This window comes from Parafilimonas terrae (genome assembly GCF_900115755.1).
GTDB lineage: Bacteria > Bacteroidota > Bacteroidia > Chitinophagales > Chitinophagaceae > Parafilimonas > Parafilimonas terrae.
The window spans coordinates 1-15,195 of record NZ_FOXQ01000010.1 but is presented as its reverse complement, the minus strand read 5'-3'; the positions used below and the strand labels follow the sequence as shown (position 1 = coordinate 15,195).

Sequence of the window (15,195 nt, the reverse complement as noted above, 5' to 3'; positions counted from 1 at the left end):
TTGTTCAGCTTTATATGGCAAAATAAATCATCATTTTAGTAATTCATTTTTATAAATATCTGCTTGTTTTAAAATTGCATGCAATGTTCCTGCAGGTAAATCTTTATTATGCATTGGAACAACAACCCTTAATTTTTTCTCTTTATGAAAATAAATTTGATGCGAACCTTTTGCACGATCAAAAACAAACCCTTTTTGCTCTAATAATTTAATAAGTTCTTTAGGTGTTAATGCGGGTGTTTTGCTCATGCTAATTGAGGAACATCAGGTGTAACATGAAGAGAGTATTCCAGTGTGTTGTTTTCCGTTGGAATTTTTTCACCATGCTGAACAAGGCTTTCAATGTATAATTCAACCGCTTCTTTTGCCATTTCAATTGCATGATCCACATCATCACCATACGTTACGCAACCTGGCAGGGCCGGAACAGTTACTGTATAACCACCTTCAGGTTCTTTTTGTAATCTTATCTTATACGTAAACTCAGCCATACAATAAAATTAAACAACTTTGTTCATTAAACTTTCCTGTTAACATACCGTAAGCAACGCATACATATACGAAAACCTTGAACTTTCCGGCACGAGCACAAGTAATTTTTCTCCTTTCTTCAGCTTGCCGCTTTTGAATAATTCATGCACCATAAAATAAGCAGATGCCGCGCCCACATTGCCTAAAGTAGTAAGGTTTACAAACCACCTTTCGTAAGGAATATAATCTTCAAAAACCGACATGATCTCATAAATCTTCGGCCTGAAAAATTCGCTTGACATGTGCGGCAGAAAATAATCTATGTCATTAATGGTTAAACCTTCGCGCTCAAATATTTTCTTCAGCTTTCTGCCGCCAAGCGGAACAATATTATCGCTGAGCAAACCGATATCCTGTTTAATGCTCAGGATAGATTTTGTCATGATCTCTTCCGGCGTAAATTCAAGATAACTTTTTATGGTACCGTCTGCCTGTTTTTCGCAGGCCATGTACATGCAGGTTTCCATTTCGTTGGCGTATGAAACACCTTCAATCCAGTCGATGCGTAAGCTCAAACCTTCATCGTTCGGTTTATTGGTGAGATGAAAAGCTGATGCGCCATCGGAAAGCATCCATCTTAAAAATTCTTTATCGAAACTGATGTATGGATTTTTATTAAGCTCTTCCAGCTTATGCGCTTCTTCATCAAAATTATTGGCCCTTAAAGATGCAGAAAACCTTTCAGAGCCTGCTGCAACAGCATTAACGGCATCGCCTGATTTAACAGCGAGGTAAGCATATTTAAAAGCATGCATGCCCGCGCAGCATACACCCGATGGAGAAACCACTTCTATAGCTTCTGCCTCCGGCAGCCAGCCATGCACCATTACGCCATGTGAAGGCATCATTTGGTCGGGCGAAGAAGTGCCGCAGGAAAGCAAATCGATTGCTTTTAATTTTTCAGGATTATCTTTAAACAATTCCCGTACAGCTTCAGCCGTCATTTGCGCATTGGTATGCGTGGTTTTACCACCTTTTTCCAATGCATAATATCTTGTTTTTATACCGTTATTGCGAAGTACAATTTTTTTTGATTTGGAAGGCTTGCCATTAATATACCCAAGATACAATTCCATATCATCATTAGGCACAGGTTCATTGGGCAGAAATAAAGAGGTGTTTGTAATATAAACTTCGTTCAGCGACATAGTAATTAATTCAGTTTTAAAAGCATTTCCTTTTTTCTGCGGATATGTTTTGATAAAAACGGCTTAAAAATGAGCATGTTAATTACCCAAACAATTGGCGCAGCTATAAACAACGCAATTAAAAGATAATATTTGAATGCAGCAAGCCAGAAGCTTTTATTCTGTTTTTTACTGATGACGTTTGCCCATATTTTAAACATGATGCCAGCCTTGCCTTCAATGAACATTAAATGATATTTAGGGTCAACTGCCTTTACGTTGATGAACTCCTGCTTAAGGCCACCCCATTCATTTTTTTCAAGGTAAGGCAAAGCCAGTTTTCCAAAGTTTTCGGTACCGGCAATATCTTCAGCAGAAACACCGGGTAATGGAAAGAAACCGAGATAACGGTCTTTTTTTCCGCCAACCAGCCAGTGAAATATGGTAAAGATGCTAACAAGGTTCAGGTTCCTGTCGAACAAGGCTATTGTACCCACATGATTGGCTTTTGCATTGATGAGCATCGGTTTTATTTTCTCGAAAGCATTCGTCCACATATTTCTTACGCCGGTAAGCGTTATAACCGGCGTATCGGCTAACACTTTCAAAAAATTTTCATCATGCATTAAAGAATTAAAAGGAATGCTGGGTGATAAAAACCAGGGCTGATAACCTAAAACAATCAAATCATATTTTTCATATTTTAAACTGAAAGGCTTTAAAGGCTTAATGTTTCCCAAAACACAATCGGGCATTACACTAAAAAAACTTTTTGTTGTCCAGGGAAAAGGAAACTCCTGCTGCATGTGATACTGCACAAAGTCAACCTCATGGCCCGCAGCTATAAAGGGTTTGCAAAAGTTTGAAATAATTTCTCCCAACTGGCCGGTTTGCGAATAATAAATCGCCAGGATCTTTTTACTCATTATTGTAGATTGGTTGTTTTTAGTGTTGTAGATTGTTTGCTGTAGTCAATAATTATATGTTGTAATTCGGGCGATAAATTTCTAAAATTTTTTTCAATAAAGGCGGCATCTGCGGTAAGTTCATCTCTGTACTTTACAATCTTAGGCGCATGCTCCTGAATTATCAGCCGCATAAAACGGTATTCCGTATTTGAATTATCGTTTTTTATGGCGGCTTCCAGTTTTATGCGGCCATCTTTAAACAGGTTGAGTTTATTTTTAGCGCCGGTTACAAGCCCGGCTTTTTTCATCAAGAGCGTTCCTTCAAAAGCATCTTTATCTTTCAGGCCTGAAGATTGAACGGCTGTAATTTGTTCATCTATAGTTTTCACGGATTCTGATCTTACGGCATTGTAAAAAGCCTGCTTGTCAAAATCTTTCCTGTTCCTATCTTTTTGAGAAAATACCGTAATGAATAATAGTGAAAATAAAACTGCTTTCATGGTTTATCTATTTGGTTAAAAAGCGTTTAATTATATCTATATACAATAAAATTTAATCAGCTTAGAGCACTATTCAAATACTGCCAGAACCGGGCAAATTTAATTTATGAACCTTGCTTTTACTTGTTGTTTATTCTATTAATGTTAAAAACCTGCGGTAATTCTGTAGGGGCAAATAAAGTTTTTTTCAGTTATTTGCGCCCCAATAATATTTAAATAATAATCTGTTGCAGGGCAATAAACAATTTGAAGGCTTTTGGGCGGTAATTCTGGGTGGTTCCAGCGGTTTTGGTCTTGCTGCCGCAGAAAAACTGGCTGCACATGGTATGAACATCGCTGTTCTTTACCGGGAAACGGCCGCTGCAGAAAAACCTGTAAAACTGCATTTTGAGCAAATTGCCGAGGCAAACGAGGTAACTATTCTTCCTTTTAATATTAACGCACTGGAAGTAAATGGCCGTCAAAAATTCATGGAGACATTTACCGAAAAAGTAAATGCAGGCAATTGTGTGAAGTTATTGCTGCATTCTGTGGCGCGGGGCAATCTAAAACCTGTTGTTGCGGCAGATAAAAAAGAAACAATAACTACCGAAGATATTGCTTACACAAGCTATGCAATGGGCAACAGCCTGCTCGATTGGGCGCGCCTGCTTTTTGAAGCAAACCTGTTTTGTGAAGATGCCCGTATTATTGGTTTAACCAGCGCAGGCGCCCATAAATATTGGGAGAGTTATGCAGCAGTTTCCATAGCCAAAGCTTCACTGCAAAGCCTTGCCACCTATATGGCGGTTGAGTTTGGAAAACAGGGTATTAAAACGAACCTGATTCAAGCGGGGATAACCGAAACGCCTTCGTTAAAAAAAATTGCAGGTAATGATAAACTGATGCAGCATGCAAAGCAATCAAACCCGCTGGGGCGAATGACCACCACTAAAGATGTTGCAAACGTTATTTATCTTTTATGTATGCCGGAAGCTTCGTGGATTAACGGTGCTGTAATTCATGTGGACGGAGGGGAACACTGCCTGTAAAACAGAAAATATGTACGAAGAAGTTTTAAACCAGCTCCCTTATAAATCATCTTTCCGTTTTGTTGATACTATTATTTCATTGGATGAAAATGGTGTTGTTGGGGAATATACCTTGCGGCCGGATGCCTTTTTTTATGAAGATCATTTCCCTGGCAATCCCGTTACGCCCGGCGTAATTCTTACAGAAATTATGGCACAAATTGGCCTGGTAGTGTTAGGCATCTATTTATTAATGCAGGCAGGTTTATCTCCCGAAAAAAAAATAATTCCTTTATTTACTTCAAGCCAGGTTGACTTTCATAAGCTTGTGTTGCCTGGCGAAAAACTAAAGGTTGTATCTAAAAAACAATATTTTCGTTTTAATAAGTTAAAATGCACGGTAGAAATGATGAATGAAAAAAACGAAACGGTTGCAAGGGGCATATTTTCAGGCATGATGATACAAAGCAATAATAACCCGCTATGAGTAAAAGAGTTGTTGTTACAGGTTTGGGGGTTGTGGCGCCAAACGGCGTTGGCGTTCCTGCTTTTTTAAATGCTATTGAAAATGGTGTTTCCGGCCTTAAGTTCATGCCGCATTTCAGGGAATTGAATTTTAACTGCCAGGTTTGTGGTATTCCCGATTTTCAGTTTGACGACCTCAAAAACTATTTATCTGAAGTTGCCTTTCACGGTTTGCGGGGCAGCACAATAGGTTATGCTATTAAAGCCGCCGCCGATGCCTGGATGGATGCCGGCAATGCCATCAATACCGGCGAAATACACTGGGAAACCGGCTGTGTTTTCGGCAACAGCCTCGCTGATATGGAGATAATGAAACGGGTGATTACACATGTTGATATGAAGCAATCCCGCAAGCTTGGCTCAAAAGTGGTGGAGCAATTAATGAACAGCGGCGCCACAGCCAATATAACCGGCTTGCTGGGTATAGGAAACAGGGTAATCACTAATTCGGCAGCCTGCGCTACCGGCTCGCAGGCTATTTTAATGGGTTATGAATACATTAAAAGTGGTACTGCCAAACGCATGTTGGTAGGCAGTAATGAATATATTGACAGCTACGTGTTCAGCGCTTTTGATGCCATGCGCATTCTCGGAAGAAAGTTTAATGATGAGCCGGAAAAAGCATCAAGGCCTATGAGTGCAACGGCCTGTGGCTTTGTGCCTGGTTCCGGCGCCGCAGCGCTGGTATTGGAAGACCTTGATTTTGCACTGGCGCGTAATGCTACCATTTATGCAGAAATATTGGGCGGCGCTACCAATTCCGGCGGACAGAAAAAAGGCGGTTCTATGACCGCGCCAAACAGCGAAGGTGTTATTCGTTGTATAGATGCTGCTTTAGCGAATGCCGCAATTGATCCTGCTGATATTGATTTGATAAGCGGGCATTTAACAGCAACAATGGCCGATAAAATGGAGATTGAAAACTGGAGCAAAGCCCTGAACAGGAGAGGAGAAGATTTTCCGCTGATCAATTCCCTTAAATCAATGATAGGGCATTGTTTAAGCGCAGCGGGGTCAATAGAAAGTGTAGCTGTAATTTTGCAGCTCATGCATCAATTTGTACATCCCAATATCAATCTTGAGGATCCAAATCCTGAAATAACAGATATTGTAAGTGTGAACGCATTACCAACAAAAAAAGTAAATAAAGAAATTAATATTGCAGCTAAAGCTAACTTTGGGTTTGGCGATGTAAATGCCTGTTTAATTTTTTCAAAATTTAAAAAATAATGACGCGAGAAGACATTTTAGAGGAATTAAAAAAAGTTTTGGCACATTATACACCAGATAAGGAAACGCTTAATTCTATTGGCCCGGAAACCGATTTTGTAAACGACCTTAAAATAAATTCAGCCAATATGGTTGATATTATTATTGAAGCTGAAGAACGGTACGATATTGAAATAGATATGGATTCTGCTGAAAAAATACATAACATCGGCAGTTGTGTTGATGTTATTTTGGAAAAAATAAATGAGAAAAAATAGTATTGGTAACGATATTGTTGCTTTAACCAATACGGGCATTGAACGTGCCTGCAGTTCCAGGTTTTATTCAAAATTTCTTACAGACAGGGAAGCAGCCCTTTTTAATACAAATAATCTGGCAATTTCATTTGTGCAGTTTGTATGGCTTTGCTGGAGCATAAAAGAATCTGTATATAAATTCCAGAAGAGGCAGCAGCCGCAACTTTTAAAAGGCGGCTGGAAAATACAGGTGCACACAATAAACCCACCGGCAATTTCATCTTTTGCCATGCATCATAATTTATTAGAAAGTGAATTTATGCCGGTTGAATTTTGTTATGAAAGCGTAGCTATTATCAACACAGAGAAATATTATTCCTGGTCAATTATTACAGAAGAATTCATTTATACCATTACCACTGCTGAAAATGAGTATAAAAATATTTGCTGGGGCATAAAGAAAATTGATGACGCCAATCACTTTAACCAGTCATCCGAAGTACGAAAATTTTTATTGGCAAAATTCCCGGGAAATAACTTTGAAATTTTAAAAACACCTGCAGGCATTCCATATATTAAAGAGCATCCGGATGTGCTGCTTTCCTTAACACATGATGGCTTTTTTGTAGCCTATGCATTATTGCTGAATAATGAAACGCTGCAAAAAAATAATGCGGCCTGATTAACAGTTGAACCTGACTAAATTGACCATAATGAAGTATCTTTTATCGGTAATATGTTTATGTTTTATGATTGCTGCTTCAGCACAAAATATTAACTGGAGACAAGGTATTATAACAGATGAATTTATTTATGACACCGCGCCTTATCCTTCCTGCCATGCTTCAACAATTGCAGAAACGCCTGCAGGATTGGTAGCTGCCTGGTTTGGCGGCACAGAAGAACGCAATCCTGATGTTTGCATTTATCTGAGCAGGATGGTGAATAATAAATGGCAAACACCTGTGCAGGTGGCTGATGACATTGTGAATGATACATTGCGTTACCCGTGCTGGAACCCGGTGCTGTATCAAATGCCCGGCGGCGAACTGTTATTATTTTATAAGATTGGGCCAAGCCCTTCCACATGGAAAGGCTGGCTGAAAAGATCAACAGATAACGGTCTTACATGGAGCGCCGCAGAGGCTTTACCTGATGGTTTCCTTGGCCCAATAAAAGATAAACCTGTGATGGTTGGCAACAAATTAATTTGTCCGTCAAGCACGGAAAATAACGGCTGGCATGTGCACCTTGAAGTAACGGCTGATGCAGGCAAAACATGGTCAATGATAAAACTGGATTCTTCTATGGAAGCAATACAGCCTTCTTTACTTACCTATCAAAATGGCCATTTACAAATTGTATGCAGAACAAAAAGCCGCTGTATTGCATCAGCCTGGAGTAACGATAACGGCAAAACATGGAGCGCTTTAACCTGCACTGAATTGCCTAATAATAACTCAGGTATTGATGCTGTAACATTGAATAACGGTTTGCAGTTGCTTGTGTATAATCATGTATTGCCGCCTGCTGGTGCGGGAAATGGCAGCGGCGCAAGAACGCCGTTGAATGTTGCTTTATCAAAAGATGGCAAACAATGGTATGCGTCGGTTGTGTTGGAAGATTCTCCCATCAGTGAATATTCTTACCCTGCAGTAATACAATCAAAAGACGGCATGATACATATTGTTTATACCTGGCGCCGCGAAAAAATAAAATATGTAAAGATCGATCCATCGAAGCTGCAAATGATTGACATGAATAAATCGGGATGGAATACCATGAAGATTAATACTGACAAAAAAGGGCATTGATTTTATGTAACGGTGGTTAATACTGAAGTGGCAGAACAATTCAGTTTCAGATGTTGCATATAATCCGGCGTATTGCTGTAAACAAAATAATGAAGCAGGTTTTAATAATTATAGTTGTTTTGATGGCGTCATTAAATACCAGGGCGCAAAACGTATCTCCCCGGTTTAAAGTACTGGCATTTTATGAAAATGGCGGGCATCATATAGCCTATTCAAAAAGGGCTATTGTATGGCTGAATCAACTGGCCGCCGACAGCAACTTTACTATCGATTACAGGCAAAATACCAATGATTTTTCCGATAGCTTTTTATTGCAATATCAACTGCTAATCCAGCTTGACTTTGTTCCTTACGGATGGAATGACCAGGCAAAGAATGCTTTTAAAAAATATATAGAAGAAGGCAAAGGCGGATGGATTGGCTTTCATCATGCTTCATTGTTAGGAGATTTTGACGGGTATAAAATGTGGCCCTGGTTCTGCAGTTTTATGGGTGGCATTCAATTCAAAAATTATATTGCTGATTTTGCTTCAGGCACAGTGCATATAGAAGATACAACGTTTCCCGTGTTTAAAAATATGCCACGCTGGTTCACCATTAATAAAGAAGAATGGTACACGTATGATAAAAACCCGCGGCCAAATGTGCATGTGCTGGCCAGTGTAGATGAATCTTCTTATCAGCCTGGTAATGTAAATATAAAAATGGGCGATCATCCTGTTATCTGGACCAATGATAAAGTAAAGGCCAAAAACATTTATATATTCATGGGGCACGGGCCTGATCTCTGGGATAATCCTGTTTACGTAACGCTCGTTAAAAATGCAATTTTCTGGGCAGCAAAAAAATAATCATTTACTTATTATTGTGCACGAATAATCATTAAGGAAGTAACTAATGATAAAACCATTGCCAGCATGCAACCGGAACAATTGAAACAGCAGCTTTATAATGAATTGCTTTCTATTTTGGATTACTGGATGAAGCACACGGTTGATGAGATCAACGGCGGCTTTTTTGGCAAGATTGATAACGCCAATGATGTTTATGCAACCGCGCCAAAGGGCGCTGTGCTGAATGCAAGGATATTATGGACCTTTTCTGCTGCATACAACGCCATTAATAACGAAAAATATCTTTCCATCGCAACGAGGGCATTTGAATATTTACGTGAACATTTTATTGATAAAGAATACGGCGGCGTATGCTGGACAGTGGATTTTGAAGGCAAGGCGCTTGATTCAAAAAAACAGGTTTATGCCCTGGCATTTTGCATTTATGGTTTGAGTGAATATCACCTGGTAACAAAAAATAATGAAGCTTTAAATCTTGCATTGGATTTATATAAAACGATTGAAGAACACAGTTACGATAAACAATACAAAGGTTATTTTGAAGCCTTTGCGAAAGACTGGCTGGAAATGGATGATTTGCGTTTAAGTGCGAAAGATGCCAATGAAAAGAAAACCATGAATACGCATTTGCATATTATTGAAGCCTATGCTAACCTGTACAAAGTTTATCCGTTTGAAGATTTAAAAAATAAAATAGCTGAATTGCTTGAACTGTTTGATACTTATTTCATCGATCATAAAACCTGGCATTTAAGATTGTTTTTTGATGAGCAATGGAATGAAAAACCTAATGTAATTTCTTATGGTCATGATATAGAAGCTGCGTGGCTTTTACTGCAATGCGCTGAAATAATTAATGATAAAAAATGGATAAAGATTTATAAGCAGTATGCGGTAAAAATTACTGATGCAACAGCAGAAGGCCTGGATAAAGATGGTGGTTTATGGTATGAATATGAGCCTTTGCAAAAAGCTTTAATAAAAGAAAAGCATTGGTGGCCGCAGGCAGAAGCGCTTGTTGGTTTTTATAATGCTTATGAATTAACGGGTGATGATAAGTATTTGCAGCAAGCTGTTAATACCTGGCAATTTATTCAGCAACATATTCTTGACAGCAGCCACGGCGAATGGTTCTGGGGCGTAAAAGAAGATAATTCCGTTATGCAAAAAGAAGATAAGGCCGGCTTATGGAAATGCCCGTATCATAATTCAAGGGCTTGCCTCGAAATAATAAAAAGGGTGTAAGAAGTTCTTCCTCCGGCTGCATTATACACTATTCAACTTCGTTAACGCCGATTCTTTATGCGCTGCAATATGATCGGATTTATCGCTTTTAATTTCATATTGCGGATCGTTTTTCGTGGCGTGGTGCGTGTAACCTTTATAGTCAAAATCTTTTGTGTGTGCTTTTATTATAGTGCCTGAAACCCTTCCCGCTTCTGAATTCCAGCTCACTTTATCACCCACTTTAAACTTTGCTGCCATAAAATTTAAAATATTTTTTATAAGCGTTAACCCTTACAGGTTTGTTCCTGATGAATGGAAATTCTAAACAATCAAACCTGTGAGGCTATGCCTGGCACAATAAAAATTTCAAAGCTTTCCTGAACAATTTATTTTACTGAAGAATTAAGCGCCACGCATGCTTCCGTGGTAAGCACCCGGAAAGTAAAACTTTCCTGCAGGTACAGTTTTACCGCTGTTTCGGTGTGGCTGAGATAACCGATAGAAATGTCCTGCCCGAGGTCCAGTTCAAAATCGCCGCCGCGGGTAGAAAGCACAAAGCCGCCTTTAATTGCCGGCGCCCAGATAATTTCTCCTTCCACCAGCCGGTAAATATGTTGCAGCACCGGGTAACCTTCATCGCTGCCGCCCGTGGCTATTGTGTAAGCATCTGCACCCAGCACAAGCCTGTAAGGGCCATTAACGCCTGCAAGCCGCAATTCACTTATGGCCTGTGCCACTATATCAGGATAGTTACGCACGTTGGAAGATAATGTTAATGCTGCATTACTGCTTTCCTGCCGCATGCCCTGTATATTAGCTGCCGCATAACCTTCAAATATGGCGCGGTCTTCTGCAAAAGCTATTTTTTTCGCAGCATCTTTCAGCGGGTCCCAGTCAGAATCATCGGAGCCGCGTTCCACATCGTCAATCGCCTGCCGAGAAAGCTCAAACGGCACACGCAGTTCTGCCAATGCTTTCACTTCACGCTGCACAGCCTGTATGCCATCGCCCGGCGCTTCAATTTGTTTTGTGTGACCGGTGCCTGCCGCCGAAAAATCAAAACCTTTAGGGCCAACCACATCTACCACATGCCTTGCACCCAGGTGGCGTTTAAGGGTGCGGCTGGCTTCTTCTTCAATCTGGGCCCAGGCTTCATCAGAAATGGGAGCAAGTTCCCGGTAAAGATTATTCATATCTTTTTATTTTTTTAGTGATCCAATATTTAACGAGCCATCGCCCGGCAGCTTCCCCGTTTTGTCTTCTGCATTTGCGCCCCCGGTTTCCAGTGCGGGCAACCCCGATGCTACATTATCCAAAAATGTTGCCGACGGCACAAAGAACAATGTTCCTGTTTTGGCTGTGCTGAAATCCAGCAGCCTGTCGTAATTGCCCGGCGGCAGTCCAATGAACATATTATCGAGCATTTTCTTCACCGTGGTAAAGGTGCTGGCATAAGCAATAAAATAAGTGCCCATTTCATTGGTTGACATATTGCCAAAAGGCATATTATCCCGGATGATTTTAAGGTCATCGCCCACATTGCTTAAAGCAATATGCGAATTGGCGGGCTTTATATCATCCGGCATTTCCACATCATCCCATTTATACCTGCCAAACACTTTTTCCTGCTCTTCTACGGTTAATGCTTTAAAGGCAGCCAGGTTATGAATATATTTCTGAACAAAAAGATAACTGCCGCCGCGATAAGCGGGATCGTTATCACCAATCAAACCAAAATAGGCGCGGTCTTTTCCCTGCGGGTTTTCGGTGCCGTCCACAAAACCGAGGATAGAGCGCCCATCCCAATACCTGAAACCATGAACTTCTTCCACGCTTGTTGCAACGGGCGATAGCACCTCTGCAATAGCCGACGCCATATCATAACACAAGCTTTTACCTGTTCCTCTTATATGAAAATGCAAATCGCCTTTTGTGGAAACCGCCGTATGTTTTTCGCCAATTACCGGGGCAAAATTTTCCAGTTCCTCAGGCAGGGGCGTTGGAAGCTCAAGCCGCAGCCATGCATCATGCCCTATGCCCATTACGCAACTGGCGCCGGAATCGGGGAAACGGTTACCGGCTGAATTATTAAGGTTTATTACCAATGCACAAACGCGCTGAAAGCTATCTTTTACTGCGATGCCAGGCTTAAAGTTCCACACCATAAAAATGGCGTTGTCACCATGATAATCCAATACTTTTTGCGGCTCCGGACCCATATTCGGCAATGAAATAAAACGTTTCTGTAATAAAATAAGATTCTAACAAAACTACATTTTCGTTTTTAAAATGTATAGGTGATGTAAAATATCCTTCCGTACATTATTAAAATCTCATTACATTTGGTTTATCAACTAACTATTCGCCAAAAGAATGTGGTAATCCGTTCCGGCATTTGATTCATGAGCATCTGATAAGACTCTTTTCTTTGTTTTTGCCATTACTTGAAAATCAATTTTACTGAAATAATTTTCCAACTTTAATTTAAAGTCATCCCAAACAGTATCTTATAGAGAAGTTGCACAATTCTTTGAGGAGTCCATAAAAACATGTAGGCCAAGAATCAAACTGCATTGGCATTATTTCAACAATCGTTCATCAAACGTAAAGCGCTCGATGGAATGCACTTTTATTCGCGTAAAATCGGGATGTTGAGGGTTGATCAAATAATTGTGTTCTTCCGTAATGATTGCAGATGGAACTTGCAATACAGCAGTTTCATTTCCTTTTAACCAAGCATCTCCTATAGATTGGCAGGATGTATAATTGATATATTCCTGCCAGTTGGCCGGAAGCGTTCTTTTATCTATCTTTTTTATTTTCAGGTTGTCCGGTATTTCTATCAGCGTAACCCGGAAAAGATCATCTGTTCCGATGCTGCGCCGGTGAACCATGTTTTCCAAGCAGGCCAGCGCTCTTGTACTAGCCGAATAGAGCATAAAGTAACCATTGCTGTTCCAGCGGGCGGCACGCCCCGATGCCGTAAGATGGCCTACCCATTTTGCCAGGGTGATGCGATAAACGATCATGCCAGCGCCCCGTATTCAATCCTTAGTAATTCTTCTATAACCAGGTTGATTCCTCCTTGCGTATAGAGCAGGTCAAAGGGAATAATTCCTCCCAGCCCCGAAGCGGGTTGTTTCAACCATTGATTAAGGGCTTCTGAATCACCAAAAATTTCCTGCCCTTTTTTATAGAGCGCCATTAGCTGCAAAAGCTGTTCGCTTTCTATGCGGCCCAGCTTATGTTGCCGCATCCGGTAATTGTCAATCGTTTTGGGCGTAGCATCAATGAATGCAGCCAACTGATTTTTATTCAGGGCAGAAATCCGGATAATCTCGTCAAAAACAGATACTGCTAACCCTTCTGCAGCTTTCATTACCATCGCTATGGGGTTAGACAACTCTTTTTCATACTGGTTAAAAAGGGAAATCTTGGTATTTGTCGCTGCGCTCATAATAGAATTATTTCCTAACAAATATATGGAATAATTACGTTTAGTAAAACGTAAAATTTCTTTTCATGGAAGGTTTGTTGTTTGGCTTATCAAATTTATTTACAGGCTGTTTTATTACTTCAACTTTCTAACTCTCTACCAACTGTATATTATTATCAATTTCAACCCATGATCAAACAAAAAGGCTGTCAAAGACAACCTTTTCAAAACGCAGTTACTTACGCTCACCTTTTTTCAAGTAATTCTTTTAATGTTTTTTATAAGATGGAAGCATGTGCCTGAGTTTACTCACCTGAATATTGCCTTTTCTGAAATAACTTAACATGATAGAAAATAAAAAATCCTTGTAAATCAAATGATCTTACAAGGATTGATGCGGTTGAACCCTAAAAAGTCGGGAGGACAGGATTAACAGCACCTGTATAATAATTTGAAAACAAACTATTTATATTCCACCATTTTTTAGTCTCATAAGTTATCTCAATGAGAAAAAATGATTAAGAACTATTCTGCAAAGTAATAGTATAAAGATGTAAAATATAGACTCCATTATGCATTTATCTTAGCCCCTGCAAGCAGCTTTAAACCACCTTCAATAATTCGGGCATTATTTTCTTTAACCCATTTTATTGCATTGTCAGAAAAATAATAACCCATATATTCACTTTTTCTAACAAGAAACTCTTTTTGAAATAGTTTGAAGACTCCATTCATCCATTTTATAAATTCGACATCTTTATCTATAATAGCTCCTTCCTTATAAAAGGATGTGACACAGTAAAATCTACCGCGATGTAACTCCTTGTTGCTATATGGATAAAATCCACCAACGTCAAATTCTATGACGAGGCTTCTTACAACATCAAGATAGTAGTAATCTCTATTTTCAACTTGCTTGAAAAAAATCCCTTTTATAAATTCCTCTTTTGATAAAAAAAATTGAAAAATGTTCTCCTTCTCAAAAGAAATATCAGAATCAATTTTTGGAGCCTTAACATTAGTTCTAATAGTAAGGCATTGTTAGCTTTAAGAAAAGAATCTATCTTGTGCTTGTCGCCCGGGGTAATAAAAAAATTTATTTGCTTGGATTTCATAACTAACGAGACTTCTTACAACATCAATAATAGTAATCTCTATTTTCAGCTTGCTTGTTCCCCTTTTCTTGTCAGCAACCTAATTTTTTTAAACCACGTACTTGGACCTATTAGGATCTGGATTGCTGCAATAGCACATCTTAATTTATACTCTTTTATTTTTTTGCCTTCGCTTTGCCTTCCCAATAATTAAAAACTATAATTAAAATCAAACAGATAAAACTCCTAATACCAAATATCAAATTTGTTCTTAAAGGTATGTTATGCCCACTACCTTGAGCAATAATCCAAATTGAAACATTTAGAATGAACAGGATTATAAATATAATTTTTAGAATTAGCAACAACTGTCTCACATTCTTCGATATTATTGATTATGGACGGTGCCTTTGAAGCCTTGCTTTAATAGCGCCTGCAAAAATTGTGTTAGTTGTGCACTTGACATTCCTCTTAAGTCTAATGTATCGCCATCTTTTAAATTGCTTTTATTCCCTTTTAAAACATCAACAACAATTAGCACGGATCTGGTTAGATTCGCAGCTTCATATGTTGACCGGTACATGTCATTCATTAATTTTTTCATGGATGTGGAGGCGTCGGCAAAATTGACCACTCTTCGCCGGTTTAAGCTGACCAGGTATCGCCAAAGTATATTGACCACCTTTGGCCAGCCTAAATTGAC

19 protein-coding genes are annotated in these 15,195 nt (G+C 39.4%); 8 read left to right on the top strand and 11 right to left on the bottom strand.

Annotated elements, in window-relative coordinates; all coding sequences use genetic code 11:
- Positions 1 to 30: 30 nt before the first annotated feature.
- The 5 genes from BM015_RS15280 to BM015_RS15260 are packed head-to-tail and all read right to left on the bottom strand — an operon-like array spanning position 31 to position 3,066.
- The gene (locus tag BM015_RS15280; RefSeq protein WP_090660364.1) at positions 31 to 249 is read right to left on the bottom strand and encodes a type II toxin-antitoxin system HicA family toxin; all 219 of its coding nucleotides are present in this window, start codon (positions 247 to 249) and stop codon (positions 31 to 33) included.
- Positions 246 to 491: a type II toxin-antitoxin system HicB family antitoxin gene (locus BM015_RS15275; RefSeq protein ID WP_090660361.1), complete on the bottom strand. Its 246-nt coding sequence runs from the start codon at positions 489 to 491 to the stop codon at positions 246 to 248. Before BM015_RS15275 ends, BM015_RS15280 begins: the two co-directional genes overlap by 4 nt.
- A 39-nt stretch (positions 492 to 530) precedes the next feature.
- Positions 531 to 1,679, bottom strand: a complete 1,149-nt coding sequence (locus BM015_RS15270; RefSeq protein WP_177191926.1) for a dialkylresorcinol biosynthesis protein DarB — start codon at positions 1,677 to 1,679, stop codon at positions 531 to 533.
- A gap of 5 nt (positions 1,680 to 1,684) precedes the next feature.
- A complete protein-coding gene (locus BM015_RS15265) occupies positions 1,685 to 2,584 on the bottom strand; it encodes a hypothetical protein (protein WP_090660358.1) in 900 nt (299 codons plus the stop codon).
- Entirely contained in the window at positions 2,584 to 3,066 is a 483-nt protein-coding gene (locus BM015_RS15260; RefSeq protein ID WP_090660355.1) for a hypothetical protein, read from the bottom strand. Before BM015_RS15260 ends, BM015_RS15265 begins: the two co-directional genes overlap by 1 nt.
- A gap of 227 nt (positions 3,067 to 3,293) precedes the next feature.
- Between BM015_RS15260 and BM015_RS15255 the strand changes: the two genes are divergently transcribed.
- The 8 genes from BM015_RS15255 to BM015_RS15220 all read left to right on the top strand — a co-directional run bounded on the left by BM015_RS15255 (position 3,294) and on the right by BM015_RS15220 (position 9,980).
- A complete protein-coding gene (locus BM015_RS15255; RefSeq protein ID WP_177191925.1) occupies positions 3,294 to 4,097 on the top strand; it encodes an SDR family oxidoreductase in 804 nt (267 codons plus the stop codon).
- A 10-nt stretch (positions 4,098 to 4,107) separates the two neighbouring features.
- Complete coding sequence (locus BM015_RS15250) at positions 4,108 to 4,563, top strand: 3-hydroxyacyl-ACP dehydratase FabZ family protein (protein ID WP_090660351.1); 456 nt, start codon at positions 4,108 to 4,110, stop codon at positions 4,561 to 4,563.
- Positions 4,560 to 5,831, top strand: coding sequence for a beta-ketoacyl-[acyl-carrier-protein] synthase family protein (locus BM015_RS15245; protein WP_090660348.1), 1,272 nt, complete (start codon positions 4,560 to 4,562; stop codon positions 5,829 to 5,831). Before BM015_RS15250 ends, BM015_RS15245 begins: the two co-directional genes overlap by 4 nt.
- A complete protein-coding gene (locus BM015_RS15240; protein ID WP_090660346.1) occupies positions 5,831 to 6,088 on the top strand; it encodes an acyl carrier protein in 258 nt (85 codons plus the stop codon). Before BM015_RS15245 ends, BM015_RS15240 begins: the two co-directional genes overlap by 1 nt.
- Positions 6,075 to 6,749: a 4'-phosphopantetheinyl transferase family protein gene (locus BM015_RS15235; protein ID WP_090660344.1), complete on the top strand. Its 675-nt coding sequence runs from the start codon at positions 6,075 to 6,077 to the stop codon at positions 6,747 to 6,749. The genes BM015_RS15240 and BM015_RS15235 overlap by 14 nt, the downstream gene beginning before the upstream one ends.
- Positions 6,750 to 6,780: 31 nt before the next feature.
- Positions 6,781 to 7,881, top strand: a complete 1,101-nt coding sequence (locus tag BM015_RS15230; protein ID WP_090660342.1) for a sialidase family protein — start codon at positions 6,781 to 6,783, stop codon at positions 7,879 to 7,881.
- Positions 7,882 to 7,970: 89 nt separating this feature from the next.
- Complete coding sequence (locus tag BM015_RS15225; RefSeq protein WP_090660756.1) at positions 7,971 to 8,732, top strand: ThuA domain-containing protein; 762 nt, start codon at positions 7,971 to 7,973, stop codon at positions 8,730 to 8,732.
- 66 nt (positions 8,733 to 8,798) lie between these two features.
- Positions 8,799 to 9,980, top strand: a complete 1,182-nt coding sequence (locus BM015_RS15220; protein ID WP_090660339.1) for an AGE family epimerase/isomerase — start codon at positions 8,799 to 8,801, stop codon at positions 9,978 to 9,980.
- Between the two features lie 21 nt (positions 9,981 to 10,001).
- Here the strand turns inward: BM015_RS15220 and BM015_RS15215 are convergent, their stop codons facing one another.
- The 6 genes from BM015_RS15215 to BM015_RS21740 form a co-directional block, all read right to left on the bottom strand.
- Positions 10,002 to 10,220, bottom strand: coding sequence for a hypervirulence associated TUDOR domain-containing protein (locus BM015_RS15215; RefSeq protein ID WP_090660336.1), 219 nt, complete (start codon positions 10,218 to 10,220; stop codon positions 10,002 to 10,004).
- 128 nt (positions 10,221 to 10,348) lie between these two features.
- Positions 10,349 to 11,155: a family 1 encapsulin nanocompartment shell protein gene (locus BM015_RS15210; protein ID WP_090660333.1), complete on the bottom strand. Its 807-nt coding sequence runs from the start codon at positions 11,153 to 11,155 to the stop codon at positions 10,349 to 10,351.
- Between the two features lie 6 nt (positions 11,156 to 11,161).
- A complete protein-coding gene (locus tag BM015_RS15205; protein WP_090660330.1) occupies positions 11,162 to 12,181 on the bottom strand; it encodes a Dyp-type peroxidase in 1,020 nt (339 codons plus the stop codon).
- Positions 12,182 to 12,541: 360 nt separating this feature from the next.
- Positions 12,542 to 12,991: an RES family NAD+ phosphorylase gene (locus BM015_RS15200; protein WP_090660327.1), complete on the bottom strand. Its 450-nt coding sequence runs from the start codon at positions 12,989 to 12,991 to the stop codon at positions 12,542 to 12,544.
- On the bottom strand, positions 12,988 to 13,419 hold the full coding sequence (gene parS, locus BM015_RS15195; protein ID WP_090660324.1) for a type II RES/Xre toxin-antitoxin system antitoxin: 432 nt from the start codon (positions 13,417 to 13,419) through the stop codon (positions 12,988 to 12,990). Before parS ends, BM015_RS15200 begins: the two co-directional genes overlap by 4 nt.
- A 1,461-nt stretch (positions 13,420 to 14,880) precedes the next feature.
- A partial coding sequence (locus tag BM015_RS21740) for a hypothetical protein (protein ID WP_218148510.1) occupies positions 14,881 to 15,195 on the bottom strand: 315 nt, incomplete at its 5' end.

Bases quoted from the DNA above. Each gene is read 5' to 3' on its own strand.
- BM015_RS15205 (WP_090660330.1), bottom strand. From the start codon at position 12,181: ATGGGTCCGGAGCCGCAAAAAGTATTGGATTATCATGGTGACAACGCC.
- BM015_RS15260 (WP_090660355.1), bottom strand. From the start codon at position 3,066: ATGAAAGCAGTTTTATTTTCACTATTATTCATTACGGTATTTTCTCAA.
- BM015_RS15220 (WP_090660339.1), top strand. From the start codon at position 8,799: ATGCAACCGGAACAATTGAAACAGCAGCTTTATAATGAATTGCTTTCT.
- BM015_RS15215 (WP_090660336.1), bottom strand. From the start codon at position 10,220: ATGGCAGCAAAGTTTAAAGTGGGTGATAAAGTGAGCTGGAATTCAGAA.
- BM015_RS15270 (WP_177191926.1), bottom strand. From the start codon at position 1,679: ATGTCGCTGAACGAAGTTTATATTACAAACACCTCTTTATTTCTGCCC.
- BM015_RS15210 (WP_090660333.1), bottom strand. From the start codon at position 11,155: ATGAATAATCTTTACCGGGAACTTGCTCCCATTTCTGATGAAGCCTGG.
- BM015_RS15235 (WP_090660344.1), top strand. From the start codon at position 6,075: ATGAGAAAAAATAGTATTGGTAACGATATTGTTGCTTTAACCAATACG.
- BM015_RS15230 (WP_090660342.1), top strand. From the start codon at position 6,781: ATGAAGTATCTTTTATCGGTAATATGTTTATGTTTTATGATTGCTGCT.
- BM015_RS15265 (WP_090660358.1), bottom strand. From the start codon at position 2,584: ATGAGTAAAAAGATCCTGGCGATTTATTATTCGCAAACCGGCCAGTTG.
- BM015_RS15225 (WP_090660756.1), top strand. From the start codon at position 7,971: ATGAAGCAGGTTTTAATAATTATAGTTGTTTTGATGGCGTCATTAAAT.
- BM015_RS15200 (WP_090660327.1), bottom strand. From the start codon at position 12,991: ATGATCGTTTATCGCATCACCCTGGCAAAATGGGTAGGCCATCTTACG.
- BM015_RS15275 (WP_090660361.1), bottom strand. From the start codon at position 491: ATGGCTGAGTTTACGTATAAGATAAGATTACAAAAAGAACCTGAAGGT.
- parS (WP_090660324.1), bottom strand. From the start codon at position 13,419: ATGAGCGCAGCGACAAATACCAAGATTTCCCTTTTTAACCAGTATGAA.
- BM015_RS15240 (WP_090660346.1), top strand. From the start codon at position 5,831: ATGACGCGAGAAGACATTTTAGAGGAATTAAAAAAAGTTTTGGCACAT.
- BM015_RS15280 (WP_090660364.1), bottom strand. From the start codon at position 249: ATGAGCAAAACACCCGCATTAACACCTAAAGAACTTATTAAATTATTA.
- BM015_RS15245 (WP_090660348.1), top strand. From the start codon at position 4,560: ATGAGTAAAAGAGTTGTTGTTACAGGTTTGGGGGTTGTGGCGCCAAAC.
- BM015_RS15250 (WP_090660351.1), top strand. From the start codon at position 4,108: ATGTACGAAGAAGTTTTAAACCAGCTCCCTTATAAATCATCTTTCCGT.